11 protein-coding genes are annotated in these 12,751 nt (G+C 69.4%); 6 read left to right on the top strand and 5 right to left on the bottom strand.

Annotated elements, in window-relative coordinates; all coding sequences use genetic code 11:
• Positions 1 to 1,735: putative PEP-binding protein (locus ACNFOC_RS40480; RefSeq protein WP_416964010.1), on the top strand; the 1,735-nt coding region annotated here is incomplete at its 5' end.
• On the opposite strand, the gene ACNFOC_RS40475 is transcribed toward ACNFOC_RS40480, so the two are convergent.
• Positions 1,639 to 2,532, bottom strand: a complete 894-nt coding sequence (locus ACNFOC_RS40475; protein WP_416964009.1) for a hypothetical protein — start codon at positions 2,530 to 2,532, stop codon at positions 1,639 to 1,641. The genes ACNFOC_RS40480 and ACNFOC_RS40475 overlap by 97 nt on opposite strands.
• A gap of 120 nt (positions 2,533 to 2,652) precedes the next feature.
• A complete protein-coding gene (locus ACNFOC_RS40470) occupies positions 2,653 to 3,066 on the bottom strand; it encodes a VOC family protein (protein WP_416964008.1) in 414 nt (137 codons plus the stop codon).
• 302 nt (positions 3,067 to 3,368) lie between these two features.
• Between ACNFOC_RS40470 and ACNFOC_RS40465 the strand changes: the two genes are divergently transcribed.
• On the top strand, positions 3,369 to 3,704 hold the full coding sequence (locus ACNFOC_RS40465) for a cupin domain-containing protein (RefSeq protein WP_416964007.1): 336 nt from the start codon (positions 3,369 to 3,371) through the stop codon (positions 3,702 to 3,704).
• A 3-nt stretch (positions 3,705 to 3,707) separates the two neighbouring features.
• Here ACNFOC_RS40465 and ACNFOC_RS40460 read toward each other — a convergent pair whose 3' ends face one another.
• Positions 3,708 to 4,046, bottom strand: a complete 339-nt coding sequence (locus tag ACNFOC_RS40460) for an ArsR/SmtB family transcription factor (RefSeq protein WP_416964006.1) — start codon at positions 4,044 to 4,046, stop codon at positions 3,708 to 3,710.
• Positions 4,047 to 4,253: 207 nt separating this feature from the next.
• The gene (locus ACNFOC_RS40455) at positions 4,254 to 4,628 is read right to left on the bottom strand and encodes a hypothetical protein (RefSeq protein ID WP_329241407.1); all 375 of its coding nucleotides are present in this window, start codon (positions 4,626 to 4,628) and stop codon (positions 4,254 to 4,256) included.
• Between the two features lie 473 nt (positions 4,629 to 5,101).
• Here ACNFOC_RS40455 and ACNFOC_RS40450 point away from each other — a divergent pair, with 473 nt between their 5' ends.
• The 3 genes from ACNFOC_RS40450 (at position 5,102) to pflA (ending at position 9,176) form a co-directional block, all read left to right on the top strand.
• Positions 5,102 to 6,025: a carbamate kinase gene (locus ACNFOC_RS40450; RefSeq protein WP_416964012.1), complete on the top strand. Its 924-nt coding sequence runs from the start codon at positions 5,102 to 5,104 to the stop codon at positions 6,023 to 6,025.
• Positions 6,026 to 6,174: 149 nt separating this feature from the next.
• Complete coding sequence (gene pflB / locus ACNFOC_RS40445; protein WP_416964005.1) at positions 6,175 to 8,433, top strand: formate C-acetyltransferase; 2,259 nt, start codon at positions 6,175 to 6,177, stop codon at positions 8,431 to 8,433.
• Positions 8,434 to 8,438: 5 nt separating this feature from the next.
• The gene (pflA, locus tag ACNFOC_RS40440) at positions 8,439 to 9,176 is read left to right on the top strand and encodes a pyruvate formate-lyase-activating protein (RefSeq protein WP_416964011.1); all 738 of its coding nucleotides are present in this window, start codon (positions 8,439 to 8,441) and stop codon (positions 9,174 to 9,176) included.
• A 121-nt stretch (positions 9,177 to 9,297) separates the two neighbouring features.
• On the opposite strand, the gene ACNFOC_RS40435 is transcribed toward pflA, so the two are convergent.
• Entirely contained in the window at positions 9,298 to 11,541 is a 2,244-nt protein-coding gene (locus ACNFOC_RS40435) for an MMPL family transporter (protein WP_416964004.1), read from the bottom strand.
• Between the two features lie 407 nt (positions 11,542 to 11,948).
• Between ACNFOC_RS40435 and ACNFOC_RS40430 the strand changes: the two genes are divergently transcribed.
• Entirely contained in the window at positions 11,949 to 12,497 is a 549-nt protein-coding gene (locus ACNFOC_RS40430; protein ID WP_416964003.1) for a DUF1697 domain-containing protein, read from the top strand.
• The last annotated feature ends 254 nt before the right edge of the window (positions 12,498 to 12,751 follow it).

Raw genomic sequence — 12,751 nt, 5'->3', positions numbered from 1 at the left:
CGACCTGTGCGACGTCGAGTTCACCGTCGAGCGCGGCAAGCTGTGGATCCTCCAGACCCGCGTCGGCAAGCGCACCGCCGAGGCCGCCTTCCGCATCGCCCACGACCTGCGCGAGGAGGGCACGATCGACTCGGACGAGGCCCTGGTCCGCGTCGACGGCGCCGAACTGACCCGCCTGATGTTCCCGCGCTTCGACACCACCCCGGCCGACGTACCTCTCGCCCAGGGCGTACCCGCCTCCCCGGGCGCGGCGGTCGGCGTCGTGGTCTTCGACTCCGCCGAGGCGGTACGACGTGCCGCGGCCGGCGAGGACACGGTCCTCGTGCGCCGGGAGACCACCCCCGACGACCTCCCCGGCATGATCGCCGCACAGGCCGTCCTGACCAGCCGCGGCGGCAAGACAAGCCACGCGGCCGTCGTCGCCCGCGGCATGGGCAAGGTGTGCGTCTGCGGCGCCGAAGCCCTCACCGTCGACCCGGCGGCTCGCCAATTCACCACGGAATCGGGCGTGTTGGTGCACGAGGGCGACACCGTCTCCGTCGACGGCACCGCCGGCACCGTCCACCTCGGCGCACTCCCGCTGACCGCGTCCGACGTCGGCCGCGCCCTGGAGACCGGCACCGCGAACGGCCCGCTCACCGAGGCGGTCCTGGGCGCCCTCACCCACGCCGATTCCGTACGACGCCTCGAAGTCCGGGCCAACGCCGACACCCCCGAGGACGCCGTACGCGCCCGCAGCCTGGGCGCGCAGGGCATCGGCCTGTGCCGTACCGAGCACATGTTCCTCGGTGAACGCAGGGCACTGGTCGAGGCGATGATCCTGGCCCGCGACGACAGCGCCCGCCGGGAGGCCCTGGCCGCTCTACTGCCCCTGCAACGCGAGGACTTCACCGGAATCCTCACGGCGATGGACGAACTGCCGGTGACCATCCGGCTCATCGACCCGCCCCTGCACGAATTCCTGCCGGACCGCACGGAGTTGGCCGTACGCCTGGCCCGCACCGAGCACCCGGACCCGCACGACCGCGAGCTCCTCGCCGCCGTCGAGCGCATGCACGAGCAGAACCCCATGCTCGGACTGCGCGGTGTCCGGCTCGGCCTGGCCGTTCCCGGTCTGATGGCCATGCAGGTGCGGGCGATCGCCGAGGCCGTGGTCGCGCGGCTGCGCGCCGGTGGCCGGCCGCGCGCCGAGATCATGATCCCGCTCGTCGACACGGTCGAGGAACTGCGCCTCGCGCGCGCCGAGGCGGAAACGGTCCTCGCCGAGGTCCAGGAGGAGACCGGCACCGCCCTCGACTGCCCGATCGGCACGATGATCGAACTGCCGCGCGCCGCGCTCACCGCGGGACGCATCGCGGAGTACGCCGACTTCTTCTCCTTCGGCACCAACGACCTGACCCAGACCACCTGGGGCCTGTCCCGCGACGACGCCGAGGCATCCTTCTTCCCGCTGTACCTGGACAAGGGCATCTTCACCGTGTCGCCGTTCGAGACGATCGACCAGGAGGGCGTGGGCCGGCTGGTGGAACTGGCCGTCGAGGCGGGCCGAGCCGTCAACTCCCGCCTGGAGACCGGGGTCTGCGGCGAACACGGCGGCGACCCCGAGTCCATCCACTTCTTCCACCGGGTGGGGCTCGACTACGTCTCCTGCTCGCCGTTCCGCATACCGGCGGCACGCCTGGAGGCCGGACGGGCGGCACTCATGGACACGACCGGGGGCAGCGACAGCAGGTGAAGCGACAGCGGGTGAGCGGTCCCCGTCGTCCTCGGTCCCGTGGCACCGCGTCCACCGGCGACTGTTCGGCCGTCCTTGTACACGGTGAAGTACTCCCGGTAGGAGAAGGCGAGCTTGAACACCATGCCGTACTCGCGGCGGATGTCCGTGACGCCGGTGGAGGCCGGCTCACGCAGGCACCGCCGGACAGGCGGAGCGCCGGGGAGGCATGCCGGTGGCTCCTCGATCAGCGCCCGCCTTCCCTTCTGGCGGACCTGGTCCCAACCGAGCGTGACCGTACCCGCGTTGAAGAGCTGGGCCGGTTCACCTGTGCCTGGGCCCTGCGGGTCGCCGGTCTTCCCCCGGTAGTAGTCGACGACTCTGGTCGCGTAGTCGAAGTCGTGGCCGAAGGGGATCGGGGAGCCGTCCGGGTCGCCTGCGGTGAGGATGCCGTCGATCGTGTCGGACACGTGGTGCGGGTCGGCGCCGAAGTAGGCGTCGACGTGCATCGTGCAGCGGATTCTGTACTGGTCGTCCCCGTCCTGGAAGAACCACTCCTTCGCCTGCCCGCCCGCGCACGAGTCGTCCACGGTGACCAGGCCGAGCGTGAGCGCGGTGTGGGCATCCCAGTGGGCGATGGTCTTCCGGAACCCCTGCTCCACCTGCTCGCGGGCCCTGACGGCCTCGGTGCTGCCGGCGAGTTCGCGGACCTTCTTCGGGCTGATGGCGCCGTCCTGCGAACAGGCGGACACCACCAGCAGCGCCACGCCGCACACCGCGCCCAGAATGGCTCCGGCCCGCCACGGATGTCCCACCATGCCGCCCCTTTTCATGTCCCTGACCACTGTGGACGCGGGAGCGAGAGGTCGCATGAGTACACGTACTCAGCTGTCACCGTGCGCCGTACAAGCCGCGGGCGGGGAGGCGTCCAGGAGATATCAGCGCCGGATGTAGGGCCGGGTGATGATCTCCATGACGTGGCCGTCCGGGTCGGTGAAATACGCACCGCGGCCGCCGAAGAGGTGGTTGATCCGGCCGGCGTCGGTGAGACGGGGGTCGGCGTAGTGAGTGACCCTGATCGCATCCAGGCGGGCGATCATGGCGTCGAACTGGTCGTCGGGCACGAGAAACGCGTAGTGCTGCGCCTGGATCGGTTCATCGCGCTTCTCGTAGTAGTCGAGCGTCACACCGTTGCCCAGGTCGACGGGAAGGAACGGGCCCGCTGGGGCACTCACCTTCAGGCCCAGGACCTCGGCGATGAACTCGGCCGAGAGCCGCTGGTCCGTGGCGTAGACGTTGGTGTGGTTGAGCTGGACGGCTGTGACGGGCCGCTGGTGCTGGTCGTACGGCATCTCTGGTGCCTCTCCGAGTCCTGGGTTCCGCTGAGACGGGGCGCCGCTTCGGGGCGCCCGGAGGGAAGACAAGGAGAGGAGAGGGCGGGCCTCTTGCCCGCGTGATGCTCAGGGCGAGGCCGGGGCCCCAACCCGCTCATGGCTCAAGGCCGACCCGGCAGTCACCCGGCCGACCTTAGTGCCGGATCAGAGGCCGGGGCAACGCCGGCCTTGGATCCGTAGAGCTCTTGGTCCGCCCTCCCCGGAACTCGTAACAGGATCAAGGGTGTTGTGCTCCCAGGGCCCGGCATTAGGGTCCCGTCATGGAGATCATCAAGGGCGCGGGCGTGTGGACGCGGCCCGGCGAAGCGGGCAACGACTGGATCGAACAGCTGCGGACGCCGGATCTGTCGGTGGGCACGTACTGCATCCCGGTCGGCGGGCGAGATGCCCAGAGCCCGCACACCGAGGACGAGATCTATGTCGTCACAGCCGGACGCGCCAAGATCGAGACACCGGGCCGCACGGACGAGGTGGGTCCCGGGACGGTGATCTTCGTGCCGGCCGGTGAAGAGCACCGATTCACCGAAGTGGCCGAAGATCTGGTGCTCCTCGTGGTGTTCGGACCCGCGTACGGCTCGCGCTCGCCCAAGCCCTGACGATCAGGAGATGGTGTCCGCCTGCTGGAGTTCGGCGAGGATCTGGTTCTGTCCGGTGAGGAGTTCGGTGAGGATGCGGCGCGCGGCGCGCAGGAGTTCGGCGACGTCTCCGCCGGCGAGCGCGTAGCGGACGGTGGACCCCTCCCTTATGGACACGACGATGCCGGAGCGGCGCAGGACGGCCAGTTGCTGCGACAGGCTGGACGGCTCGATCTCGATGTCGGCGAGCAGGTCCCGTACGGACACCGGCCCGTGCTGGAGGAGTTCCAGCACTCTGATGCGTACGGGGTGCCCGAGCATGCGGAAGAAGTCCGCCTTGACCTGATAGAGGGGGACCTGCATGGATGCTCGCTCCTTGCCGGGTGGGTGGGCATGCGGCTTTCGGGACGGGGTGGTCTCCGAGGGTGGCGTCACACCACGAGCCACCCTCGGAAACCGATCCTTCACGCCCCTGGCTCCGCACGACCGCACATTGTGACCATGCGGATGTGATGAGTTGAAGAAGTCTTCACATCAAGGGCAGGCGTAGTCCCCGCACGTCGGGCGGGGCTAGATCTCGATCGCTCCCTCCACGCGTTTGAGCTGGTGGCGGGCCATCGCCAGGTTCGAGCGGCCCTTGTCGAGCACGAGGTACAGGAACAGGCCGTTGCCGTTGCGGCCGGTGACCAGGCGGATCAGGTGGTACTGGCTGTCGAGCGTGATCAGGATGTCCTCGATCTGGCCCTTGAGGCCCAGCGCTTCCATGGTGCGCACCTTGGCGCGGATGACATCGGTGTTGCCTGCGGCGGCGACCGTCAGGTCCAGGCTCTTGCTGCCGCCCAGCGTGCCGAGCGCCATCCCGCTGGTGTAGTCGACGACCGCGGCCCCCAACGCCCCCTCGATCCCGGCCGTCATTTCCTTCAGCGACACTTCCACATTCGCCACTGCGCCTCCCCTTGTGTTCCGTTGGCTACGGCGGACCGCTGCCGATCCGCCTCGGTGCGGGGACCGTACGCACGTGGCTCCCGCTTCGGGAGCGTCTCTTCGGGACTGACCCGCGACGACCGAACAACGTCACGACGGGACCTGTTGGTGGTCCAGAACTGGCCCGACCGGTACGGAAGTTGACGCCTGCTCCGGCGCGAGCGGCACACCGGGACCGGACGTCCCCGCAGTCCCGGGACCAATGGTCCCGGGTGGGGAAGTTCGGCCACTGGCCACGATCACCGTCGCCGAGAAGGATCAGGCACAGATCGGTTCCCGGAGCGACCCGCACAAGCCGGAGCGACCCGTACAAGGAGTACGACCGTGCCACCGACGACGTGTTTCCGTCCCCCGCCCCGACCGTCCTCGACCAGGCGGAGAACCGACCGCACACCACCAACGCCGTACTCGTCGCCACCCTGGAGGACCGAGCCATGCGCATCGTCATCTCGCTGGGCGGCAACGCCCTGCTGCACCGCGGCGAACACCCCGACGCGGCCGTCCAGGTGGCGAACATCGACCGGGTGACCACCGCGATCGCCGCCCTCGCCACCGAGCACGAGATCGTCGTCACCCACGGCAACGGCCCCCAGATCGGCCTGCTCGCCATGGAGAGCGCGGCCGACCCGGCCCTGAGCGCCCCCTACCCGCTCGACCTGCTCGGCGCCCAGACCCAGGGACTGATCGGCTCCCTGCTGGCCCGCACCCTGCACGACGCCCTGCCAGGACGCCGGATCGCCGCGCTGGTCACCCACACCCTCGTCCGGTCCGACGACCCGGCCTTCGGGCACCCCACGAAGTTCGTCGGCCAGATGTACCCCCACGACGTCGCGTCCGCGCTCGCCCGCAAGCGCGGCCGGCACATCGCCGCCGACACCACCGGCCGGCGCCGCGTCGTCCCGTCCCCGGCACCCGAACGGATCCTGGAGACCGACACGATCCACGAACTCCTGGGCAGCGGCACGCTCGTCATCTGCGCCGGCGGCGGAGGCATCCCCGTCACGGCCGACGCCGACACCGGCGCGCTCACCGGGGCGGAGGCCGTCGTGGACAAGGACCTCACGGCCGCGCTGCTCGCCGAGGACCTGAAGGCCGACTTCCTGCTCATCCTCACCGACGTGCCCTGCGTCTACACCGGCTACGGCACTCCGGACCAGCAGCCCCTTCTCGGCGCCACCCCCGCCGATCTGCGCCGGGGCGGCTTCCCCGAGGGCTCGATGGGCCCCAAGACGGAGGCCGCCGCCCGGTTCGTCGAGCACACCGGGGCGCCGGCCGCGATCGGCGCCCTGGACGCGGCGTACGAGATCGTCCACGGCCGGTCGGGCACGCTCGTCCGCCCGGACCTGCCCGTCGTGTGAGCGGCCGCGGCGGGGGAGGGCCGTTCGGCCCTCCCCGCGGGCCGGACGGCCGAGGTCAGGACCCTGACCGGCCCTCCCGACGACCGGAGCACCCGACCAGCATGGAGTCAGGGAGACATCCCCGTGCGGAACAAGGGAGAGAACCGGCGATGACCACCACAGCGGTAGCGGGAACACGCGCATCCGAGGCATGGCGCGACTTCGCGGGTACCTCTTGGCGCGAGAGCGTCGACGTGCGCGACTTCATCCAGGCCAACTACACGCCGTACGAAGGCGACGCGGCCTTCCTGACCGGCGCCACCGACCGCACGCGCACCGTCTGGGAGAAGGTCAGCTCCCTGTTCCCGGAGGAACGGCGCAAGGGCGTCCTCGACGTCGACACGGCGACCCCCTCGACGATCACCTCGCACGCGCCCGGATACATCGACCGGGAACGGGAGTTGATCGTCGGCCTCCAGACCGACGCCCCGCTGAAGCGCGCGATCATGCCCAACGGCGGCCTGCGCATGGTCGAGAACAGCCTGAAGGCCTACGGCTACGAGCCCGACCCCTTCGTCTCACGCGTCTTCGGCACCTACCGCAAGACCCACAACGACGGCGTCTTCGACGCGTACACCCCCGAAATGCGCGCCGCCCGCAAGGCCGGCATCATCACCGGCCTGCCCGACGCCTACGGCCGCGGCCGGATCATCGGCGACTACCGGCGCGTGGCGCTGTACGGCACGGACCGCCTGATCGAGGCCAAGAAGGCCGAGCGGGCCCTGCTCGACGCCTGCGCGTCCAGTACCGAGGTGATCCGCGACCGGGAGGAACTCGCCGAACAGACAAGGGCGTTGGGTGAGCTGACGCGGATGGCGGCCACGTACGGCTGCGACGTCTCGCGCCCCGCCGCCACCGCCCACGAGGCCGTGCAGTGGCTCTACCTCGCCTACCTGGCCGCCGTGAAGGAGCAGAACGGCGCCGCGATGTCGCTCGGCCGCACCTCCACCTTCTTGGACGTCTATCTCCAACGGGACCTGAACGAAGGCGTGTTGGACGAGTCACGCGCCCAGGAACTCATCGACGACTTCGTGATCAAGCTGCGGATCGTACGGTTCCTGCGCACCCCCGAGTACGACGCCCTGTTCTCCGGCGACCCGACCTGGGTGACGGAGTCCATCGGCGGCATGGGCGAGGACGGCCGCACCCTGGTGACCCGCACGTCCTTCCGCTTCCTCCAGACCCTCTACAACCTCGGCCCCGCCCCCGAACCCAACCTGACGGTCCTGTGGTCACCCCAACTACCCTTCCCGTTCAGGGAGTTCTGCGCCCAGGTCTCGATCGACACCAGCGCCGTCCAGTACGAGTCGGACGAGCTACTGCGCCCGTGCACCGGCGACGACACCGCGATCGCCTGCTGTGTGTCGGCGATGCGGGTCGGCAGGCAGATGCAGTTCTTCGGCGCCCGGGTCAACCTCGCGAAGGCGCTGCTGTACGCGGTCAACGGCGGCCGCGACGAGATGACCGGCGAACAGATCGCGTCGCCGACGCCCCCGCTGACCGGCGAGTACCTGGACTACGAGGAACTGTCCAAGGCCTACGACCACGTCCTGGACTGGCTGGCGCGGACGTACGTCAACGCGCTCAACGTCATCCACCACATGCACGACAAGTACGCCTACGAACGCATCGAGATGGCGCTGCACGACTACCCGGTGCACCGCTTCATGGCCTGCGGTATCGCCGGCCTCTCGGTCGCCGCCGACAGCCTGTCCGCCGTCAAGTACGCACGGGTGAAGGTGTTCCGGGACGCCACCGGCCTCGCCGTCGACTTCCGCACCGAGGGCGACTTCCCCGCGTACGGCAACAACGACGACCGCGCCGACAGCATCGCCGTAGGACTCGTCGAGTCCTTCATGGCGAAGGTGCGCCAGTACCCCACCCACCGGGGCGCCGAGCACACCCAGTCGGTGCTGACGATCACCTCGAACGTCGTCTACGGCAAGCACACCGGCAACACCCCCGACGGCCGCCTCACCGGGCAGCCCTTCGCCCCCGGAGCCAACCCGATGAACGGCCGTGACCGGCACGGGGTCGCCGCCTCCGCGCTCTCGGTCGCGAAGCTGCCGTACGAACAGGCCCGTGACGGGATCTCGTTGACGACGACGATCACGCCCGAGGGGCTGGGGCACGCGCCCGACGAGCGCGCCGGGCACCTCGTCGGCATCCTCGACGCCTACACATCGGCTGGCGGCTTCCACATGAACGTCAACGTGCTCGACCGCGCGACGCTGGAAGACGCGATGGAACACCCCGACAAATACCCGGACTTGACCATCCGCGTCTCCGGCTACGCCGTCAACTTCGTCCGGCTGACCCGCGAGCAGCAGCTCGACGTGATCAGCCGTACCTTCCACGGATCGCTGTGAGCGCCGTGCGCACCGCGACCACCGGCCGGATCCACTCCTGGGACCTGTCCACCGGCGTGGACGGGCCCGGCACCCGGTTCGTCCTCTTCGTCAACGGCTGTCCGCTGCGCTGCCTGTACTGCGCCAACCCCGACACCTGGCACATGCGCGACGGCCAGGAGATGAGCGTCGACGCGGTCATGGCGGAGATCGGGAAGTTCCAGGGCTTCGTCACCACGGCGGGCGGCGGGATCACCATCACCGGCGGCGAGCCACTGCTCCAGCCCGCGTTCACGGCGGAAGTCCTGCGCCGCTGCAAGGAGGCGGGCCTGCACACCGCGCTCGACACCTCCGGCTTCCTCGGCGCCCGCGCCACCGGCCAACTCCTCGCCGACACCGACCTGGTGCTGCTCGACATCAAGTCCTTCGACGTCAACACCTACCGGAAACTGACCGGCGGCGAACTCGCCCCCACTCTGAACTTCGCCACCCGCCTCGACCGGCTCGGCGTCCCGATGTGGATCAGGTACGTCCTGGTCCCCGGCTGGACCGACGACCTGGAGTCCGTGGACGCCCTGGCCCGCTTCGTGGCGGGACTCGGCGCGGTCGAGCGGGTCGACGTGCTGCCCTTCCACAGACTCGGCGCCGCGAAGTACGAAACCCTCGGTGTCCCCTTCCCGTTGCCCGACACTCCGGCGCCCGACCCCGGCCTGATCGAGAGCGTCCGCGAGCGCTTCATGAGTCACGGAGTCCAGGCCTACTGAGCGCCGGGCCAGGTCCGACAGCGGATCACCTCGGCAGGCAGCCGCGTCCCGGGGCTGTGACGCCCTCGGAACGCGGCTGGACTGCTGTGGATCCGCCCTGGAGGCGGACCGGGAGGGGGAGTTACACCCGCAGGGGCTCACCCTCGCCCGCCACCGTGGACGTGACCTCCTCCGGGGACTCGTCGTGCGTGAGGTCGGGGAGGCGGTGGAGCCACTTCGGGAAGTACCAGTTGCGCTCGCCGAGCAGGGCCATCACGGCGGGGAGCAGGACGCCCCGGATGACCGTGGCGTCGATGAGGACCGCTGCCGCGAGGCCGACGCCCATCTGCTTCATCGACTGCATGGACAGCGTGCCGAAGATCGCGAAGACGGCGACCATGATGACGGCGGCGCTGGTGACGACACCGGCCGTGGTGACCACGCCGTGCTGGATCGCGTCCTGCGTCGTACGGCCGCGCAGCCGGGCCTCGCGGATACGGGAGACGACGAACACGTGGTAGTCCATCGACAGGCCGAACAGGATGACGAAGAGGAACAGCGGCAGCCAGGTGACGATCGCGCCGACGCCCTCCGCGCCCACCAGCGAGGCGCCCCAGCCATGCTGGAACACGGCGACGAGGATGCCGTAAGCGGCGCCCACGGAAAGGAGGTTGAGGACGATCGAGGTGATCGCGACCGTCAGTGAGCGGAACGAGAGCAGCATCAGCAGGAAGGCGAAGACCACGACGAACGCGAAGACCGGGACGACCGACCCGATCAGCTGGTCGTTGAAGTCCTTCGAACCGGCGACCTGTCCGGTGATCGGCGCCTGGACCCCGTCGACCTTGCCGAGGGTGGCGGGCCGTACGTCGTCGCGCAGTTTCTCCAGGCTCTTCGCGGCCTTGTCCTGGTCGGAGCCGCCGACGAGCGGGACGTAGACGAAGGCGACGTTCTGCGCGTCGTGCAGCTTGATGTCGACCGGGCCGCGCGAGGCACCCGAACTGACCGCCCGCGCCTTGAAGTCGGCCAACGCCTGCTTGACCTCAGGTGCGTTGATGTCGTTCGCCTTGACGATCACCTCGGCCGGATCGGAGCCGCCGGGGAAGGCGTCGTTGACGCGGTTGTAAGTCCCCACGATCGGCAGGGAGTTGCCGAACTCCTGGTCCAGGGTGAGGTTCTCGGTCTTCATGCCGACCGCGGGAGCGGCGATCGCGAGCAACACGCCGGCCGCCACGAGGACGGAGGCGAGGGGCTTGGCGAGCACGCGCTTCAGTACGGCGGTCCAGAACCGGCTGTCCCCGTTGCCCCGGCGGCCGCGTCGGCGCAGGAACGGGATACGGCCCTTCTCGACCCGCTCGCCCAACAGCGAGAGCAGCGCGGGCAGTACGGTCACCGAGCCGACCATGGCGACCGCGACGACCATCAGCGAGGCCAGGCCCATCGCCTCGAACTCGGCGAGCCCGGTGAACAGCATGCCGGCCATCGCCACGCACACCGTGACACCGGAGACGATGATGGCGCGGCCACTGGTCGCGGCGGCGATCCGCAGCGCGGCCCCGGCGTCCCGGCCGGCCTCGCGCTCCTCGCGTTCGCGGCGCAGATAGAACAGGCAGTAGTCGACACCGACGGCCAACCCCACCAGCAACATTACGGAGTTGGCGGTGTCGCTCATCGGCTGGACATGGCTGACGAGGCCCATCAGACCCATCGTCGCCACGATCGCGGTCATGGCCAGAGCCACCGGCAGCAGCGCCGCGACCAGCGCGCCGAACGCGATCAGCAGGATGCCGAAGGCGACGGGTAGGGCGGAGTACTCGGCCTTCTTGAAGTCGTTGCCGAAGGCGTCCTTGTACTGCTTCGCCATGCTGGCGCCGCCGATCTCCTCGATCCGCAGCGAGCCATGGTCCTCCTGCACCCCGGCGACGGCCTTCAGCACCGGCTCCACCCGGTCACCGGCGGTCTCCGCGTCGCCCCGCATGTCGAACTGGACGAGCGCGCTGCGGCCGTCCTTGGAGATGGTCTTCGTGTCGTACGGCGAGGTCACGTCCGTGACCCGGCCGGTCCCCTCCACAGCCTCGACGACGGCGGTGACCGCGGTGCGGAACTCGCTGTCCGTGGACGTGACCGACGCGTCCTTCGACTGGATCAGGACGGTCTCACCGGACGGTTCCTTGATCCCGGCGTCGTCGATGATCGTGGCGGCGGTGTGCGTCTCGCCCTTCAGCTGGTCGCTCTCGTCGACGTCCACGCGGCCCGCCGCCGAACCGATTCCCATCGCCAGAACCACGAACAGCACCCAGATGCCGACCGCGGCCCACCGGTGCCGGGCGCTCCAGCCGCCGGCTCGGGCGGCGAGGCCCCGCACCCGCGAATCTCCGTTCCCCATGACGGGCTTGCCCCCTTGTGCACGGTGACAGCCCCCTGCCGCCACCTCATGGTTCGAAGGTATGCGCGGAATAAGAACGTCCCCTCGTGCTGACCGGTGAGGTATTGGTCAAGGTGCTCCTCCGCACGGACCCCGGGTCCTCACCACTGGGGAGGACCGCGGCCCCCTACATCTATCGGGGCGGCTCGGGGATGGTGATCAGGGTGTCCGATGCGTCGGCCGGGGTCCGCTTTGTTATTACGAAACCTTGTTGAACAAGTCACAGGTGTCGGTGGGTGTGCCTGAAGGTGTTGATCCGGAGCCACCTCATCCGCCAGAGTTTCCGCACACCCGCACACCCGCACACCACCTGGAGCGGCCGTCGTGCCCACCCCCACGGGGCACGAAGGCCGCTCTATGGTGTGCGGATGACGACGACGTATGCGGCGCTCCTGCGCGGAATCAACGTGGGCGGCACCAAGAAGCTCCCGATGGCCGAGCTGCGCACGCTCATGGAAGGCCTCGGACACGACGCCGTCCGCACCTATCTCCAGAGCGGCCAGGCCGTGTTCACGAGCGGACACGGCGACGGGGAGTCCCTCGCGGCCGAACTCGCGCAGGCCGTCGAGAAGCGGTTCGGCTTCACGGTCGACGTCATCGTCCGCGACCACACCTACCTGAAGGCGATCGCCGACAACTGCCCTTTCCCGGCCGCCGAGTTGGAGGCCAGGCAACTCCACGTCACGTACTTCTCGGTGCCGGTCGCCGAGGACCGCTTCGCGGAACTCGACCAAGCCGCGTATCTCCCCGAGGAGTTCCGCCTCGGCGACCGCGCCCTGTACCTCTACGCCCCCGACGGCCTCGGCCGCTCCAAGCTCGCCGTGGAACTGTCCCGGCCGCGGCGGAACAAGGGGCTGATCGCGACGAGCCGCAACTGGAACACGGTCCTCAAACTCGTGGAGCTGACCGGTAGTTGAGCGCGATCCCGGCGGGGTGCCGGCGATCGGGCCTGTGGAGAGTTCACGAGATTGTCAATGGCGGCTACACGCAGCTGTGCGAGGCTCCTGGGTATGCGCTACATCATCATCGGAGCAGGGGCGGTCGGCGGGGCCATCGGTGGCCGGCTGGCCGGGGACGAGCCGCAACTGGAACACGGTCCTCAAACTCGTGGAGCTGACCGGTAGTTGAGCGCGATCCCGGCGGGGTGCCGGCGATCGGGCCTGTGGAGAGT

The sequence above is a fragment of the Streptomyces colwelliae genome (genome assembly GCF_048158785.1).
In the GTDB taxonomy this organism is placed as follows: domain Bacteria; phylum Actinomycetota; class Actinomycetes; order Streptomycetales; family Streptomycetaceae; genus Streptomyces.
Note: the sequence above shows the minus strand (reverse complement) of the source record. Positions and strands in the feature narration are given on the sequence as shown.

What these genes read in the sequence shown, in the direction of transcription:
- ACNFOC_RS40475 (WP_416964009.1), bottom strand. Translation starts at nt 2,532, where the DNA reads ATGGTGGGACATCCGTGGCGGGCCGGAGCCATTCTGGGCGCGGTGTGC.
- ACNFOC_RS40470 (WP_416964008.1), bottom strand. Translation starts at nt 3,066, where the DNA reads ATGCCGTACGACCAGCACCAGCGGCCCGTCACAGCCGTCCAGCTCAAC.
- ACNFOC_RS40465 (WP_416964007.1), top strand. Translation starts at nt 3,369, where the DNA reads ATGGAGATCATCAAGGGCGCGGGCGTGTGGACGCGGCCCGGCGAAGCG.
- ACNFOC_RS40460 (WP_416964006.1), bottom strand. Translation starts at nt 4,046, where the DNA reads ATGCAGGTCCCCCTCTATCAGGTCAAGGCGGACTTCTTCCGCATGCTC.
- ACNFOC_RS40450 (WP_416964012.1), top strand. Translation starts at nt 5,102, where the DNA reads ATGCGCATCGTCATCTCGCTGGGCGGCAACGCCCTGCTGCACCGCGGC.
- pflB (WP_416964005.1), top strand. Translation starts at nt 6,175, where the DNA reads ATGACCACCACAGCGGTAGCGGGAACACGCGCATCCGAGGCATGGCGC.
- ACNFOC_RS40435 (WP_416964004.1), bottom strand. Translation starts at nt 11,541, where the DNA reads ATGGGGAACGGAGATTCGCGGGTGCGGGGCCTCGCCGCCCGAGCCGGC.
- ACNFOC_RS40430 (WP_416964003.1), top strand. Translation starts at nt 11,949, where the DNA reads ATGACGACGACGTATGCGGCGCTCCTGCGCGGAATCAACGTGGGCGGC.